Here is a 15,999-nt window from a genome sequence, read left to right on the forward strand (position 1 = left end):
ACTTTCTATTTATTTTGAAGTGTATTATAGAGAAAAACTTAAGAGCAAGACCTACTAGCAAACAAAACAGAGGTAGGAGTAGCTAACGTAAAAAATAGTTTATCGGGATGACAGGATTTGAACCTGCGGCATCCTGCTCCCAAAGCAGGCGCGCTACCAAGCTGCGCTACATCCCGTGATGAACCTTTACCATAATAACTTAAAAATCTTGACTTCGGCAAGGATTTATTACTCTGGATAGTAAAACATTCCTCTAATGCCTTCAGGGTCAGGAATAAAGCCCAATCTTTGGTAAAATTCAACGACATGGGCATCAGCGAAAAGAGTCACATTGCTAATATCATCCTTGCGTAGTTTTTTGATCACATATTTCATAAAGGCTTTGCCCAATCCTTTGTTTTGAAAACGAGGATGAATAACAACATCCCAAATAGTCGCATTAAAAGCATGATCTGAAGTAGCACGAGCAAACCCAATCAAAGAAGTTTTCGCTCCCCTTACTTCCCATGCAGAAGCTACTAAATAACTATGATCTAGGGCTTTCTTTACTTTTCTTAATGGTCTTCTCGCCCAGCCTACAGAGTCGCACAATTCCTCCAGTTCATATAAATCAATGGATTGATTGGTGCTAAAAAAAATTTTGCTACGACCAAATATTTGTGGGTCAAGATTTAACCAGTCTCTCTCATCGGTTTTATCGGAGAGAATATTATCATTATCGGTTTTTGTGAACAGTTTTTGTAACCAAACCATGTTTGGAGAGAGCTAATGATTTATTTTTTATAGATACAATAAGTTTTTATCCTTGAATTAGATGATAATAGCATAATTTACTCTTTTTCGATAAGTTAGTTTGCTACGAAAGATTTAAGCGGAATTGATAAGTCTCAGAAAAGAATAATAAAGATTTATTTTTTATCGACGTTCCTAATTTTATATTACGAGGTGCTGGTGAATTAAGCTACGATTTTTATTTCAGATCGGGAATAGGGAGCAAGGGAACAGGAAATGATAGTCAATAGTGATAATATTTTAAGTAATTCAATAATGTTTTATACCAAAATTAAGCAACCTCTATTACAAAAATTCTGCTAGAAAGAAATTTTTACTAGGCTTATTTTCAGGAATAGGTTACTGAGAGTTGACCCAATCCCCGAAATTTTAATGTTTAATTCTTAACTTGTTTAAACGCTATATTCTGATTGGGGTGTAGATCTATATACATAAATTGACCATCGACTTTAATAGTCCAATAAGGATCATGTTGATTGTAAGAATGAACCCCTATATAACGCTGATCAATGGAATTATAGATCACTTTATATTCCCCTGAACAAGGAAGATAAATTTCTGCTTTACACTCTACTGTATAAGGGCTTTCATTACGGACAAAAATTATATCATCTTTGTGATCTTCTGGATTATTAGACTCAAAGCCCACATCTCCTCCCCAACGAATGAAGCTAAACCATTTACGCTCATTATTTGAACCATTACGCACCATTGATTTTATATCATGACGGGCTAAAGCAGGTTCGGTATTTAATAGCTTATTCAAATCATAGAAGTTATTGGCAATTTGTTGCTCATGGAGGGCGGCATTTGCCCCAGTTTTACCCCAATTTAAGCCGTGAAACACATCAAACCAACCCTCTTCCCCAAATTCATCTCCTTGAAATATCATAGGCGCACCGGGGCGAAACCAACATAAGGCGGCTAATCCAATAAGGGGTATATGACTACCTAATTCGGTGATTAAACGGGTTTTACCGTTGGCGCATTCATCATGGGTATTCATGGCGTTAACCATTTTTTCCGCACTGTTATTATGAATGAGGATTTCGATATGTTCGATTTTTCTGTCAGCAACGGGGATTTGTAAGTATTTGCGGATGCGGTGCATTTCTCCCATATTTTGGGCATAGGTAAACCCTAACCCCCCTTCTGATACTGAACAGGCTAAACGGGGGAATACTCGTCTCGATTCTTCTGCTATAGTAATAAAATCAGGGGCAGTATGGTTTAAACGGGCGTGTAAGTCTCTTAAAAATAGCAATCCTGCAAAGTCAACGGCTTCCGATAGCCAATAGCCTCGCTCTTCAAAGAAGCGATCGCCTCCTATACTATTAAATAAGTCCCAATTTTCAAGGGGTATAGCCTCTTTATCATTTTTAGGCCAATCCCAAAAGCCTCGATCGTAATCATAGAATATTTGTGCCGAAACCGCATCAATTCTCGCCCCATCAATGCCTAATTCGTGGTGAAGATAAGTACAAATTCCTCCTAAATAATTCTTCACATATTCATCACCAATATTATAAATACGGCTTTGCCATTGATTATTCCAACCCTTCGCACCATGATGATGATAAAGATCAGTACCATCATAACTTGCTAAACCACAATCCCAATCCTGCACCCCAAAACCGAGAGGAATATCCACAATCACCCCGATACCATGTTGATGACAATGATTCACCAAATATTTAAAATCATCAATCGTGCCGTGTCGCTCATAAATAGCATAAGGGCAACCCACCAAATAACCCCAAGAAGAATGAATCGGTGTTTGAAAAGGAGGCATAATTTGCACATGGGTAAATCCCATATAACCCACATGATCAACTATTTTATGGGCAATGTCTCGATAATTTCCATCGTGAAAAGTTGATAGGTGCATTTCATAAATACTCATGGGTTCATGACCCTTATTAAGATGTTTATGAGTCCACTGGAAGTGGCTAGGATTGCCTACAATGCTGTTAAAATTGCGACTGCCACCAACACCCCAAGTAACCGCTAATTGAGAGGAAAATGGGTCAATTCTCGCCATTTTATAAGGCGTTTCGAGGTAATTGTTCGTATTTTCTATATAATATTTATATTCAGTCCAAGTTAAATTTTCGGGGATGGTAATTTCCCAGATTCCTTCGGGATTACGAGTCAGAGGTTCGGCTTTGCTATTCCATCCATTACCATCTCGGATAAGGGAAACATAAGTAGCATGGGGTGCATAAACACGGAAAATCGTTTCTTTTTCCTTAGCATGAGCGCCAAAATATTGATAGGGGTAATCACGTTTAATAACTTCGAGGGGGGGTTGTTGATTTTCTTTTTTCACGGGTATTTCTGGATTATATTAGAGGGATAACTCTTTAAAGATAACAAGATGGTGACTCATTTTTCTGTGGATACTTCTGTAAATATTCCTGCAACGGTGAATGATTTTGTCAAACACCTATCCGGAGGCGTTACTGTTAGGGATGTTTCTCTTTGCGGTGATATTGATGAAGTGAAGCAGTTTATTTTGAGTTACTTGCAGATGGTGAAGGGGATAAAAGATGCGGATGGAAATAAATTCCCCCTTAATCCTACCTTAATAAGGGGGGGAAGTGATAAGCAAGAAGGGTTTTTGAATAATTCAGTTGATGAGCTTGTTGAGTATATCAGCATCATTACTTTACCCTATTTAGAGAGGGAAAATCAGGTTAATTTAACCATAGTGGGTGATACTCTCTATAGCTATGATTCTCAGAGGATAGCGGTTTCTTTTGTCAATGTTGAGAGGTTAGTTAGCTATCTTCAGCAAGGTTTGCCGTTGTTGGCTATTGATGGGGTTCATGTTGGTACAAGTGTTCCTTATCCTGTAGAGGGTTTAATTAATCCGAAAATTCTCACGGATAAGCCTATTTATCAAGCGTCTGCTTATACGGCGATTAGACAAGCAGATTTAGGGGTAAAAGAAATTATTGGGCAATTATGGCGGGGAAATGAAGAAGTATCCCCCCTTAATCCCCCCTTAATAAGGGGGGAAGGTAAGAGGTATAATTCTCCCCTAATAAGTGGGGAAAGTAGAATGCCTGTTATGGGTACGGCTTTTTTATGGAATTTGATTGTTTGTAATGGTAATCGTCCTATTCCTACTCCTGAAGAAACTACTGTTGACTATCTACTACAAAGAAAAATTGATTGTTGGTTTCCTACTTATACTTATAGGGGCGATCGCATCTACGAAGATAATTTATTACCTAGTGAGGAAATTAGGAAGCAAATACAAGACGGGCATTATTTCAGTATCAAAGTGGCAGGGGCATTAAGAGCCTCATTATATCACTTAAACCCGAATAAACCCTTAATTATCGAACCCCATAGCTATTCTGGTTTCTCCCATGAATTTCTCAATCAATATGTGGGTAAATCTTTATTGCCTCAAGATTGGCTACCGTTGGCGAAAAAAGAAAACGCTTTAAGACCTTTAGTTTCAGTGCTAGATGTGCAAAAATTAGATCAGGATGGATATTGGACAACTACCCAAAAAGAAGCGGAAAACTTTTATGAGGGGTTTTTGCAAGAGTTAAAATCCCATTGGGATGAATTACCTTTTCTTGAAGGTATCCCCGAATCCATGAATGATGTTTATGGTTATGGAGGGGGGATTTTAACCAGATTAGCACAAGTGATGGAACAGACTTCCTATTATGCTAATACTGATTTTAATTCCATAAAGGCTTTTTATGACAAAAATATTTTAACGATAGAAATTAATCGTTTATTGGTGCAGTTATCGGAATTTGAGGATGTATCTTCTATCACGGAAGAAGTTTATCTTCAGCGATGTCAAATCGTGGGTAATGCTTTGATGGCAGGGATTAACAATATGTTGAATTATATGAACACAAATCTTACTTAGAGGTTACTGAAAAAGCATTATTGGTAAAGATAAAGGTAGAAATCAGGGGTCAGTAAAAGCAATTATAAATCAATGTATCTATATCTTACCTTTCGTTTTTAGGGAATATTTTTTAGGGAATATTCTTACTGATCAATGGAAGTTGATTAATAAAAGTTTACATCATTGCCCCTTGCCATGATAAAATTAGCCTTGATTTAGCTTGACGTTTGAACGTGGAGAAAAATCAATTTCCTTTCAAATATCCCTGAGCTTACTATGAATACCCTTGGAACATCACCTGAGCAAGAAAAGGAGCAACAACCGATAGACAATTCTATGGGGGAATACTATCAACTCCGAAATAATCTGCTTATTGGTACTGTTGTAATCGCCATTGTCAGCTTTATTTTAGTTTGGGTGTTTTACAGCTTACAAACAAGCCTTAGTTATTTGTTAGGTGCTTGTGTGAGTTTAGTTTATCTCAATATGTTAGCAAGGGAAGTAGAAAGAGTCGGGGTATATAAAAAGAAAATTGGTTCAACTCGTCTGGCGATTTTTGTTGGTTTGATTGTGGTGGCTACCCAATGGCAACAATTAGAGGTATTACCCGTTTTTTTAGGTTTTTTAACTTATAAGGCGGCTATTTTATTGTATGTAATTCCTACTAGCTTATTGGGTAATCTGCAAAAAACCGAGCAAAACGGCTAAATCTATGGTACATTGTCATCGATTCTTCTAATCAGGACAAATCTTGTTCAATGGATTTCGCAAACACTTTAAATTTGTTTCATCAGTTTAATTTAGCGGCGATCGAAGTTGGAGAACATTTTTACTGGGAGATCGGTAAATACAAAGTTCACGGACAAGTATTTATGGTTTCTTGGTTCGTTATCGGTGTTCTACTCATCGCATCTATTGCCGCCACTCGCAACGTTCAAAGAATTCCCAGTGGTTTTCAAAACTTCATGGAATACGTCTTGGATTTCTTGCGTGGTTTAGCCAAAGACCAAATTGGCGAAAAAGAATACCGCCCTTGGGTACCTTTTATTGGTACATTATTCTTGTTTATTTTTGTTTCTAACTGGTCTGGTGCTTTAATTCCTTGGAAGTTAATTGAAATTCCCGAAGGTGAATTAAGTGCTCCTACGGTTGATATTAACACTACTGTAGCTTTCGCTTTATTAACTTCTCTTGCTTATTTTTATGCAGGGATTAGTAAAAAAGGCTTAGGTTACTTTGCTGATTATGCTCAACCTTCTCCTATTATGGTACCATTTAGGGCGATCGAAGACTTCACTCGTCCTTTATCCCTAAGTTTCCGTTTATTCGGTAACATCTTAGCGGATGAATTAGCAGTGGGAGTATTAGTCTTACTCGTACCTTTGATTATTCCCTTACCTTTGATGATCTTAGGTCTATTTACCAGTGCTATCCAAGCCCTCATTTTCGCAACCTTAGCCGCATCTTATATTGGTGAGGCCATGGAAGGTCATGGAGAAGAACACCACGAATAGGTTAAAATACCTAGATAGCTAATCGAGAGAAAATTGGTTCTTAGAAAAAAGTCAGAATTTAATCAAACTGACTATCATAAAAACCCAAAATATAGTTAAATACATTGTGGGATTAAATTAATCACCATTGTGTGGTTAACTAAACAGAAGGGAAAGACACTTAAGCTCTTCCCCGACGTAAAAACAAAATTGTATTATTGTAGTAAATTAATTAAAAAGGAAAAAAAGAATTATGAATCCAACAATTGCTGCTGCTTCCGTAATCGCTGCTGCTTTAGCTGTAGGTTTAGGTGCGATCGGACCTGGTATTGGTCAAGGTAACGCTGCTGGTCAAGCGGTAGAAGGTATTGCTCGTCAGCCTGAAGCTGAAGGAAAAATTCGTGCAACCTTACTTCTTAGTTTAGCGTTCATGGAAGCGTTAACCATTTACGGTTTAGTTGTAGCATTAGTATTATTGTTCGCTAACCCCTTCTCCTAATTAAATAACTTAGATCTAGGATAACTGATAGCAATAAATTCAGGTTTTAGGTTTTAGGTTCAATAGGATCATCGTGTAACGAAACCTAGTGCCTAAAGCCTAAGCACTGAACAAAATACACAATTGCAGTAATACTTCTAAGCATAGTTCTAGTTTAGAAAAACGGCACAAGTAAATTCTGACTTCGAGTCAAATTATGATGACACAATGGATTTTATTAGCGGCTGAAACCGCAGAATCAGGGGGCTTGTTTGATATTGACGCTACTTTGCCTTTAATGGCAATTCAATTTTTGATTTTAGCGGCAATTCTCAACGCTCTGTTTTACAAACCACTGGGTAAAGCCATCGATGAAAGAGCCGGTTATGTTCAAGGGCAGTTAGATCAAGCAAAAAAACAAAAGCAAGATGCGATCGCCCTAGCCGAACAGTATGAGCAAGAATTAAGAGAAGTACGTAAAGAATCTCAAACTATTATTGCTCAGGCACAGGCCGAAGCTCAAAAAATTGTTTCCGAACAAGTACAACAAACTCAACAAGAGGTAATTGCTGAGCGTCAGAAAGCCTCAGAACAAATCGAGGCTGAAAGAAAAGAAGCATTATCTGCCTTAGAACAACAAGTTAAGGCTTTGAGTGGTCAAATTGTTGAGAAAGTCATCGGTGCTGAGTTTGCCAAATAATTTTAGGTAAAATGCCTATTTTAGGTTAACAGACTTTCAGATCTGGTTTTCTCAGAAAACAATCTACCCCTAGTTTAAATAGAGATTAATTATGATTAATTTATTCTACTTAGCAGTTGAAGAAGCAGGTGGTGGATTTGGTATTAGTTCAGATATTCTTGGTTCTAACCTAATCAACTTGGTTATTGTGATTGGGTTACTGGTAGTATATGGCGGAAAATTTGTGGGTAATATTCTCACAGAAAGACGTAATCGTATTGCCGAGGAAATAAAAGAAGCTGAAGAACGTGCTAAAACTGCCGCTAAGGCATTGGCAGAAGCTAAGGAAAATTTAAGTCAAGCTCAAGCAAAGGCAAAACAAATTAAGGTCGATGCTGAAGCCACTGCTAAAACCACCAGAGAGCAAATTTTAGCTCAAGGTGAAAAAGAAATTGAAAGAATGAAAGCTACTGCTGTTCAGGAGTTAGATTCTGAAAGAGCAAGAGTGGTGGCTGAATTAAAACGTACTATTGCTGTTTTAGCTTTACAAAAAGCGGAACAAGAATTACAAGATCGCTTAAACGATGACATTCAGGGTAAGTTGATCAGTCGTGCTGTTGAGCAATTAGGAGGTTAAAAACAGATGCAAAGTGCTATTACAGCCGAAGTAGTTGAACCTTATGCAGAAGCCTTAATGTCTCTAACTAAGTCCCACGACATTACCGATGAGGTTGCTTTTAGTGTCCGTGAATTGAAGAACTTGTTTGAAGAGTCTGAAGATTTACGGAGTTTTTTCGCTAGTCCCTTAGTTAGTCCCGAAGATAAAAAAGAGGTTATTAAAACAATTGCAGAAGGACAAGTTCATCCTTTCTTGCTTAATTTTTTATTACTGTTAGTCGATCGCAAACGTATTGGTTTTGTGGAAGGCATTTTCGGTAAATATTTAGAAATTGTACGCCAATTAAATAACGTTGTTTTAGCAGAAGTTACCTCTGCGGTGCGTCTCTATGAAGGAGAAGCGGAAAAATTGGTAGAAAAAATTAAACAACTCACCGGTGCTAGTGGAGTGGAAATCGAAACAAAGATCGATCCCGACATTATCGGCGGTGTTATTATCAAGGTTGGTTCTCAAGTATATGATGCAAGTTTGAAAGGACAATTGCGTCGTATTAGTTTGAGTATGCTTGGTAAGGCATAAGATTAAACAAAGTTAATTTCTGCTTTGATAAGGGTAAGCAATCATTTATGCAAAGGGCAAAAAAATTGTCACATTGTAAATGCTAGTTGTTTTCCCTCCAAATCATTTCTTGATCAAAATTGATAAGCAAACTGTTATTTTAGTAACTAAAAATAAGGAAAAATGGTAGCAATCAGACCAGACGAAATTAGTAGCATTATTCGCCAACAGATTGAATCCTATGACCAACAGGTTCAAGTTTCCAACGTTGGTACTGTTTTACAAGTAGGTGACGGTACTGCCCGTATTTATGGTTTAGACCAAGCTATGGCGGGTGAATTATTAGAATTTGAAGATGGCACTGTCGGTATCGCTCTTAACCTCGAACAAGATAATGTTGGTGCGGTGTTAATGGGTGATGGTTTAGACATCCAAGAAGGTAGCAGTGTTAAAGCTACTGGTAAAATTGCTCAAATCCCCGTAGGGGATGCTTTAGTGGGTAGAGTTTTAGATGCTTTGGCTCGTCCCATTGATGGTAAAGGTGACATCGATACTTCCGAAACTCGTTTAATTGAATCTCCTGCTCCTGGTATTGTTGCTCGTAAGTCCGTTTGTGAACCTATGCAAACTGGTATTACTGCGATCGATGCTATGATTCCCGTAGGTAGAGGACAGCGTGAGTTAATTATCGGTGACAGACAAACTGGTAAAACTGCGATCGCTGTTGACACCATCATTAACCAACAATCCGAAGATGTAATTTGTGTTTACGTTGCTATTGGACAAAAGGCTTCCACCGTTGCTAACGTGGTTGATACCTTAAGAGAAAAAGGTGCGTTAGATTATACCATCGTTGTTGCCGCTAACGCTAACGATCCTGCTACCTTACAATATTTAGCACCCTACACAGGAGCTGCGATCGCTGAGTACTTTATGTACAAAGGAAAAGCAACCCTCGTAATTTACGATGACTTATCCAAACAAGCTCAGGCTTACCGTCAGATGTCCTTGTTATTACGTCGTCCTCCCGGACGTGAAGCGTATCCCGGTGACGTATTCTACTTGCACTCTCGCTTATTAGAAAGAGCGGCTAAACTTAATGATGAGTTAGGTGGTGGAAGTATGACTGCATTACCTATCATCGAAACCCAAGCAGGGGACGTATCCGCTTACATTCCTACCAACGTAATTTCTATTACTGACGGACAAATCTTCTTATCCTCCGACTTATTCAACGCAGGTTTCCGCCCTGCAATTAACGCTGGTATCTCCGTATCCCGTGTTGGTTCTGCGGCTCAAACCAAAGCAATGAAACAGGTTGCAGGTAAATTAAAATTAGAATTAGCACAGTTTGCTGAATTAGAGGCATTCTCTCAATTCGCTTCTGACTTAGACGCAGCCACCCAAGCACAACTCGCTCGTGGTCAACGTTTACGCCAGTTACTCAAACAGCCTCAAAACTCTCCTTTAGCGGTTTGGGAACAAGTAGCACAGGTTTACACTGGTATTAACGGTTTATTAGATGATATTGCCGTTGATAAAGTACAAGACTTTGTGACTAGCTTACGTAACTACATCAAGAACAGTAAGCCTAAATTCGTAGAAATCGTTTCTGCCGAGAAAAAATTAACCGATGAAGCAGAAGCCTTATTAAAAGAAGCAGTTGCTGAAGCTAAACAAGCATTTAACGCTTAATTAATTTCTTGTTTACAGGCAAAATGCCTGTGTTACGGGTTTTGATTGGTGGGCAATGCCCACCCTACTTGTACTCTGAACGGGTAAAAACTGAACTTTTGTAGGTTGGGTTAGCGGTAGCGTAACCCAACAACATGAAAAAGAGTTTATGTCGGGCTTAGAACCCCTACCCAATCTTAGGATAAATAAACAGTTTACAGTAAATTAACCCCGAACTCCTAACTCCGAACCCCGAACTCAAACAAATAGTTGTCAATTATCAACTGTTAACCTCAATATTAAGATTATGTCTAACTTAAAAGCAATTCGAGATCGGATTGATTCAGTAAAAAATACTAAGAAAATTACTGAAGCGATGCGATTGGTAGCGGCGGCAAAGGTAAGACGGGCGCAAGAACAAGTTACTGCTACTCGTCCTTTTGCTGATACCCTCGCTCAAGTTTTATACGGTTTACAAAATCGTCTCCGTTTTGAGGATGTGGACTTACCCTTACTCAAAGAAAGAGAAGTTAATACCGTTGCCCTCTTAGTCGTAACAGGCGATCGCGGCTTATGTGGTAGCTATAATGCTAGTGTAATTAAAAGAGCTGAACAAAGAGCGGCAGAACTAAAAAGTCAAGGTATCAACTATACTTATATTACTGTGGGTAGAAAAGCGGAACAGTATTTTAAACGCCGTGAAGAATCCATTAGTAGTACATTTTATGGTTTAGAGCAAATTCCTACTGCTCAAGACTCTCAGGCGATCGCAGATGAGTTAATTTCTTTATTTTTCTCCAATGTGGTAGATAGAGTTGAATTAATTTACACTCGCTTTGTGTCTTTAATTAGTTCTAAACCCGTCATTCAAACCCTTTTACCCTTGACTCCTCAAGGCTTAGAGGTGAAAGATGATGAAATATTCCGTTTAACTGTGCGTGGCGGTAATTTTCAGGTGGAAAGAGAATCTGTTACTACTCCTGTTGCAGATTTCCCCAGAGATATGATTTTTGAACAAGACCCCGTTCAAATTTTAGATTCTTTGTTACCCTTGTATATAAATAACCAGTTATTAAGAGCTTTACAAGAATCTGCCGCTAGTGAATTAGCCGCAAGAATGACAGCTATGAACAATGCTAGTGATAACGCTAGTGATTTAATGAAAACTCTAACATTATCTTATAACAAAGCTCGTCAGGCTTCTATTACTCAGCAAATTCTTGAGGTTGTGGCTGGTGCTAACTCTTTAGAATAATAATTATTCACTGAGGAATTAGGAATTAGGAATTAAAACAACTAATAAAAAAAGTTTCTCTTTAAACGATTTCGTTACCTCAATTCAAAGCAAAAAGAGTTGGGGATGAGTTTTTTTATTTTGAAATAGTCTTTTCACTACCGCAAATTTATAAAATCAAACTGATATTTCATCATACTTTACTTTTTATTTTTTGTTTTCAGCAAAGTATTTTCTTTGGCATTTTTAATTATGACTTATAAATGATGCAACCTGCTAAACATAATTTTCGGTTAGAAATCATCAGCAATCTTGAGGAAATAGAAGAAATAATAGCTTGGTTTGAAGAATGTCATCAAAGTCATATACCAGAAAAAATTTGGTTACAAGCTGAGACAGTTTTAATTGAAGGTTTTACAAATGTGGTACGTCATGCCCATGCAAATCAAGATACGGAAACCTTAATTAATTTAGAGCTAGAAATTGCCGGTGATTATTTACAAATCAAAATTTGGGATCAGGGAATATTTTTTGATTTGACTTCTGCCCTACATAATTTAGACCGGAAAATTCGCTCCAGTCAGATTGATTTATGGGAAAGAGAGTCTCAATGGGGCTTTATTTTTTTCCTAAAATTAAGAGATGAATTTGGTTGGAAGATTGATTATACTCAAGAATCAGATCAACGTAATTGTTTTAAGATTCAATCTCCTAAGTTTGATTAATTTCATACTATTCAAACTCACCTGAGTTCGGGATAAACAGGAAGATAAAATTAAACCGCCCCAGAATCTTTAGAAAAAATAACAATGATAGTCTTGAATATTAACTTTAAATCATACATTAGACTCCAGTTTTCTTGATAACGTAAATCAAGTTTAATCACGTCTTCAAAACTCTTAATTTTCGATCGCCCATTTACTTGCCATTCACCGCTTAACCCCGGACGCACATCCAATCTTTGCCAATTGGGAATTTCATACTTTTCTACTTCATCGGGAGTCGGAGGGCGAGTACCAACTAAACTCATTTCTCCTTTTACCACGTTCCAAAACTGAGGGAATTCATCTAAACTGGTTTTGCGTAAAAAGCGACCGACACGAGTAATACGAGGATCATTTTCATTTTTGAAGAATGCTCCTTGAGCCTCATTATCAATCTTGTCTTTTAGAGCTTCTGCATTAGTAACCATAGAGCGAAACTTCCAAATTTTAAATCTCTTACCCATCCAACCGCAACGGGTTTGACTAAATAAAATAGGACCTGGACTATCTAACTTAATTGCGATCGCAATAGGAATAAATAAAACCCCAACGAATGTTAAACCGATTAAACCACCAACAATATCCATTAAACGCTTAGTTTTCGATCGCACCGAAGGATGAGTTAAAGGAGGAGAATCTACTAATCGAGACTCAGAAATAGGTATGGTTGGCTCTGTATGACTAATAATTGGTAACACTTTTTCCATGCCAATCAGAGAAAACACTTCTGCTACTTGAGGATTAACACTCCATATTTGTAAAGTAATATTTTTTTCCTTGGCAGATTTCATCAAAGCAACTAAAGAACCAACTCCACTACTATCTATAATTTTAGTTTTGCCAAAATCTAAAATAATTTTTTTAACTCCTACTTTGTCCATCCATTGAGGATATTCTCTTTTAAATGCGATCGCTTCAACAACAGTTAGTTTATTGGGTATCTGTACTAATAAATTATTCTTAGAGACAACTATCGGCTCAAAATGACAGGAAGCCTTCAACTGGTTTTGAGCAGAAATATCATTGATAGATTCTTTTAAAGGATTAGAGATGAAACGAATCAAATCCCCTAAACTCCAAGCTACAGGAACATTAATTTTTTCCATAGCCATAGCTAACTCAATTTGACGCTCATCATGATATTCCCTAAATTTGTGAGAGCGAGGAACTAAAATATAAGGTTTATCATAGGCATCTAACAAAAAACATTCTTTGCCACAATCACTAATCACTAAACGAGCTTGACTAATTAATTCCTGAAACAGATCTTTTTTGAGCAAACGATAAACCTTTGCACCTTCTGGCAAAACTGTACAATTACCATATTGAACAACGATTTCCTCTTCAATCATTCCCGACTCCTGTAGAACCCTAATCCAGCACATAAGGCGATTGAAAGGCTGTTTTTCCGTACCAACAGTCACAAAAATCATCTATTTTTCACAGGAATAACTATAATGAACTGTATTAATTCCCTTTATTTTATAATAAGCTAATTCACCGAAAAAGTTTAGAAGTCTCAATTATTTCAGCAAATTTAACAATTTTTATCTTGTAAAATCAGAATTTTATTGTTATAATGATAAAAGTGTTAAATAAAAACCTGCGGGTGTAGTTTAGTGGTAAAACCTTAGCCTTCCAAGCTAATGATAGGGGTTCGATTCCCCTCACCCGCTTATTAGTTTCTAAAATTCTATAAGTATCCCATTAATTGGAATCTACAAGATTATTGTTTTTTCTAGCTTATCTTGTGAGAATTGACTATTTATGATGAAGAATTGATTTATTTTCTATACTTTTAGCAATTAGAGTTATGATCAATAAATAAGATTATTGCACAGGAGTGAATATTATAAATTTGCTTGAAAAGACAAATTATTTATTCCGAAGTGTCAACGGTAAAAATACCCTAATTTTCTGAATGAGATAATGACTAATAGGATTACACAAATTCGATGCGTTAACAAAAGATGTAAGAATCTAAATTCTCTTGAAGATACTTTTTGTCATAAGTGTGAAACCCCATTAGTTAAACGTTACTTAAAAATTGCGGGAAAGTTAAGCCGAGAATATAAAATAGGTGATTCGATCAGCGATCGCTTCTTAGTGTGTTATTCTGATATTGTCTTAGATACAAAACCCTATCTACTGCCTTATTCTCCTGAAAATCTCCCCCCAGAAGTTATACCTTATCTCAAATTATTTTCTCATCGTCTTCATTTGCCACAAATTTACGGCTTTATCAATCAAGAAAATCAGGGATGGTTATTAGAGTATAATAATATACCCTTAGATAGTCGGGGTAAATTGATTTATCCTCAATTATTTCCTTTGCTAGAAAAAAGTATTTGTCATGCCTCTCCTTTACGGCAAATTAACTGGTTATGGCAAATGATACAGTTATGGAAACCTTTAGCCAAACAAAAAGTTTTATCTAGTTTTTTTGATAGTAATAACCTGAGAGTTAATGGAGCAATTATTAAGGTTATTGATTTAAAATGTGATGAAGAATTAACACCTAATTTAAAAAACTTAGCAGACTTATGGCAGAGTTGGTTAAAAGATTTTGATCCTTTAATTAAAAACTTAATCGAAAAAATTATTTTATCTATTCAACAAAATCTAATTACAGATATTGATAAACTATTAGCAATATTAGATCAAATTATTTATCTATTAGGAAATAACTATTATCGTCGCAAATTTAGCTTAATTACTGCAACTGATGCAGGAAAAAAACGAGGTAATAATGAAGATTCTTGTTATCCCAATGTTGATGAGTTTAAAGAAACCTTAGGCGGAATCGATACTTTGATTATGGTTTGTGATGGCTTGGGAGGACAAAAATCAGGAGAAGTTGCATCAAATTTAGCTATCAATATTATCAAAGAAGAATTAAATAATAGCTATCAAAAAACTCTTAGAGAAACTTTAAATAATAAAAACTGGATTCCCTTAATTGATGCGGTTAAAATTCACAATGCAATTTCTAAAGCTAATGACAGAATTACTCATATTAATAATCAGGAAAAACGACAGGATCGTGACAGGATGGGGACAACTGTAGTCACATCAATGGCGATCGCACATGAAATATATTTTGCCAATGTAGGAGATTCTCGTATTTATTGGATTACAAAAGATGGTTGCCATCAAGTTACCGTAGATGACGACTTAGCCACCAAAGAAGTAAGAATGGGATGCGGTTTATATCGTCTAGTTTCTGCAAATCCTCGTACTGGTGCATTATTACAAGCATTGGGTATGGAATCATCAAAAAAACTCAAAGTACATATTAGACGATTTATCACTGATGAAGACAGTATTTTTTTACTATGTTCCGATGGTTTATCCGATTATGATCGAGTGGAGCAGTATTGGCAATCAGAAATTTTACCTATTCTCACGGAGGATGTTAGTCTTAAAACAGCTTGTGAAAAATTACTTCATATCGGTTTAAAGAAAAATGGCCATGATAATATTACCGTTGCCTTACTTCAGTGCCAAATAGAATCAAAACAACCAGACAAAAAAGAGGGAGAATTATCTTGGCAATATTTAGGGGAAATTATCCCTGATTTACCTCAGCCAAAAATAAGTAATTCCTTTGTAAAAAAAATTACAAATAAGCCTTTATTCTCTCCAAAAAACATCATTATCACTGCAATAATTATAGTTTGTTTTGGTGCTGTAACTTGGTTTATTTTTCAAAACAAATCTTCTCAAAATAAATCGATAAAAATACTACCTATCAGAACTTTTAGTTTAATATTATCAAATCGACATCAAATTAATCATGACATTAATATTATCTAAAATCTCTTTTTC

The 15,999-nt window shown here is 36.5% G+C and carries 14 protein-coding genes, 2 tRNA genes and 1 pseudogene; 12 read left to right on the forward strand and 5 right to left on the reverse strand.

From position 1 onward, the window contains the following. Nucleotides 1-102 precede the first annotated feature (102 nt). From Dongsha4_RS06070 to Dongsha4_RS06080, 3 genes are all read right to left on the reverse strand, one after another. Nucleotides 103-176, reverse strand: a tRNA-Pro gene (locus Dongsha4_RS06070). Between the two features lie 52 nt (nucleotides 177-228). Beyond that, the gene (locus Dongsha4_RS06075; protein ID WP_330204822.1) at nucleotides 229-753 is read right to left on the reverse strand and encodes a GNAT family N-acetyltransferase; all 525 of its coding nucleotides are present in this window, start codon (nucleotides 751-753) and stop codon (nucleotides 229-231) included. 415 nt (nucleotides 754-1,168) lie between these two features. Continuing rightward, entirely contained in the window at nucleotides 1,169-3,121 is a 1,953-nt protein-coding gene (locus tag Dongsha4_RS06080) for a glycogen-branching protein (RefSeq protein ID WP_330204823.1), read from the reverse strand. Nucleotides 3,122-3,169: 48 nt separating this feature from the next. Here Dongsha4_RS06080 and Dongsha4_RS06085 point away from each other — a divergent pair, with 48 nt between their 5' ends. From Dongsha4_RS06085 to Dongsha4_RS06130, 10 genes are all read left to right on the forward strand, one after another. Further along, nucleotides 3,170-4,690, forward strand: a complete 1,521-nt coding sequence (locus tag Dongsha4_RS06085) for a hypothetical protein (RefSeq protein ID WP_330204824.1) — start codon at nucleotides 3,170-3,172, stop codon at nucleotides 4,688-4,690. Between the two features lie 258 nt (nucleotides 4,691-4,948). Then, nucleotides 4,949-5,380, forward strand: coding sequence for an ATP synthase subunit I (locus Dongsha4_RS06090; protein WP_330204825.1), 432 nt, complete (start codon nucleotides 4,949-4,951; stop codon nucleotides 5,378-5,380). A 50-nt stretch (nucleotides 5,381-5,430) separates the two neighbouring features. Beyond that, on the forward strand, nucleotides 5,431-6,186 hold the full coding sequence (atpB, locus tag Dongsha4_RS06095) for a F0F1 ATP synthase subunit A (RefSeq protein WP_330204826.1): 756 nt from the start codon (nucleotides 5,431-5,433) through the stop codon (nucleotides 6,184-6,186). A gap of 232 nt (nucleotides 6,187-6,418) precedes the next feature. Further along, nucleotides 6,419-6,664, forward strand: a complete 246-nt coding sequence (atpE, locus tag Dongsha4_RS06100) for an ATP synthase F0 subunit C (RefSeq protein WP_015218634.1) — start codon at nucleotides 6,419-6,421, stop codon at nucleotides 6,662-6,664. A gap of 199 nt (nucleotides 6,665-6,863) precedes the next feature. Continuing rightward, nucleotides 6,864-7,343 (forward strand): F0F1 ATP synthase subunit B', encoded by a 480-nt coding sequence (locus tag Dongsha4_RS06105; protein ID WP_330205395.1) that lies wholly within the window; start codon nucleotides 6,864-6,866, stop codon nucleotides 7,341-7,343. A gap of 91 nt (nucleotides 7,344-7,434) precedes the next feature. After that, a complete protein-coding gene (locus Dongsha4_RS06110) occupies nucleotides 7,435-7,959 on the forward strand; it encodes a F0F1 ATP synthase subunit B (RefSeq protein WP_330204827.1) in 525 nt (174 codons plus the stop codon). A gap of 6 nt (nucleotides 7,960-7,965) precedes the next feature. Continuing rightward, entirely contained in the window at nucleotides 7,966-8,520 is a 555-nt protein-coding gene (atpH, locus tag Dongsha4_RS06115; protein ID WP_330204828.1) for an ATP synthase F1 subunit delta, read from the forward strand. A 162-nt stretch (nucleotides 8,521-8,682) separates the two neighbouring features. After that, complete coding sequence (gene atpA / locus Dongsha4_RS06120) at nucleotides 8,683-10,194, forward strand: F0F1 ATP synthase subunit alpha (protein WP_330204829.1); 1,512 nt, start codon at nucleotides 8,683-8,685, stop codon at nucleotides 10,192-10,194. Nucleotides 10,195-10,480: 286 nt separating this feature from the next. Beyond that, the gene (locus Dongsha4_RS06125; protein WP_330204830.1) at nucleotides 10,481-11,428 is read left to right on the forward strand and encodes a F0F1 ATP synthase subunit gamma; all 948 of its coding nucleotides are present in this window, start codon (nucleotides 10,481-10,483) and stop codon (nucleotides 11,426-11,428) included. Between the two features lie 242 nt (nucleotides 11,429-11,670). Further along, on the forward strand, nucleotides 11,671-12,132 hold the full coding sequence (locus Dongsha4_RS06130) for an ATP-binding protein (protein WP_330204831.1): 462 nt from the start codon (nucleotides 11,671-11,673) through the stop codon (nucleotides 12,130-12,132). A gap of 50 nt (nucleotides 12,133-12,182) precedes the next feature. Here Dongsha4_RS06130 and Dongsha4_RS06135 read toward each other — a convergent pair whose 3' ends face one another. Then, nucleotides 12,183-13,172 carry a sugar transferase gene (locus Dongsha4_RS06135; RefSeq protein ID WP_330205396.1) on the reverse strand — a complete coding sequence of 330 codons (990 nt, stop codon included), beginning with the start codon at nucleotides 13,170-13,172 and terminating at the stop codon, nucleotides 12,183-12,185. An 87-nt stretch (nucleotides 13,173-13,259) separates the two neighbouring features. After that, nucleotides 13,260-13,604 (reverse strand): annotated as a pseudogene (locus Dongsha4_RS06140) (glycosyltransferase); the annotation flags it as partial. A gap of 172 nt (nucleotides 13,605-13,776) precedes the next feature. Between Dongsha4_RS06140 and Dongsha4_RS06145 the strand changes: the two are divergent. Together Dongsha4_RS06145 and Dongsha4_RS06150 are read left to right on the forward strand one after the other, a co-directional pair. Next, nucleotides 13,777-13,847 (forward strand) — tRNA-Gly (locus Dongsha4_RS06145). A gap of 253 nt (nucleotides 13,848-14,100) precedes the next feature. Then, the gene (locus Dongsha4_RS06150) at nucleotides 14,101-15,987 is read left to right on the forward strand and encodes a PP2C family protein-serine/threonine phosphatase (RefSeq protein ID WP_330204832.1); all 1,887 of its coding nucleotides are present in this window, start codon (nucleotides 14,101-14,103) and stop codon (nucleotides 15,985-15,987) included. The last annotated feature ends 12 nt before the right edge of the window (nucleotides 15,988-15,999 follow it).

It is taken from the genome of Cyanobacterium sp. Dongsha4 (assembly GCF_036345015.1).
In the GTDB taxonomy this organism is placed as follows: domain Bacteria; phylum Cyanobacteriota; class Cyanobacteriia; order Cyanobacteriales; family Cyanobacteriaceae; genus PCC-10605.

Bases quoted from the DNA above. Each gene is read 5' to 3' on its own strand.
- Dongsha4_RS06075 (WP_330204822.1), bottom strand. From the start codon at position 753: ATGGTTTGGTTACAAAAACTGTTCACAAAAACCGATAATGATAATATT.
- Dongsha4_RS06085 (WP_330204824.1), top strand. From the start codon at position 3,170: ATGGTGACTCATTTTTCTGTGGATACTTCTGTAAATATTCCTGCAACG.
- Dongsha4_RS06090 (WP_330204825.1), top strand. From the start codon at position 4,949: ATGAATACCCTTGGAACATCACCTGAGCAAGAAAAGGAGCAACAACCG.
- atpB (WP_330204826.1), top strand. From the start codon at position 5,431: ATGGATTTCGCAAACACTTTAAATTTGTTTCATCAGTTTAATTTAGCG.
- atpE (WP_015218634.1), top strand. From the start codon at position 6,419: ATGAATCCAACAATTGCTGCTGCTTCCGTAATCGCTGCTGCTTTAGCT.
- Dongsha4_RS06105 (WP_330205395.1), top strand. From the start codon at position 6,864: ATGACACAATGGATTTTATTAGCGGCTGAAACCGCAGAATCAGGGGGC.
- Dongsha4_RS06110 (WP_330204827.1), top strand. From the start codon at position 7,435: ATGATTAATTTATTCTACTTAGCAGTTGAAGAAGCAGGTGGTGGATTT.
- atpH (WP_330204828.1), top strand. From the start codon at position 7,966: ATGCAAAGTGCTATTACAGCCGAAGTAGTTGAACCTTATGCAGAAGCC.
- atpA (WP_330204829.1), top strand. From the start codon at position 8,683: ATGGTAGCAATCAGACCAGACGAAATTAGTAGCATTATTCGCCAACAG.
- Dongsha4_RS06125 (WP_330204830.1), top strand. From the start codon at position 10,481: ATGTCTAACTTAAAAGCAATTCGAGATCGGATTGATTCAGTAAAAAAT.
- Dongsha4_RS06130 (WP_330204831.1), top strand. From the start codon at position 11,671: ATGATGCAACCTGCTAAACATAATTTTCGGTTAGAAATCATCAGCAAT.
- Dongsha4_RS06150 (WP_330204832.1), top strand. From the start codon at position 14,101: ATGACTAATAGGATTACACAAATTCGATGCGTTAACAAAAGATGTAAG.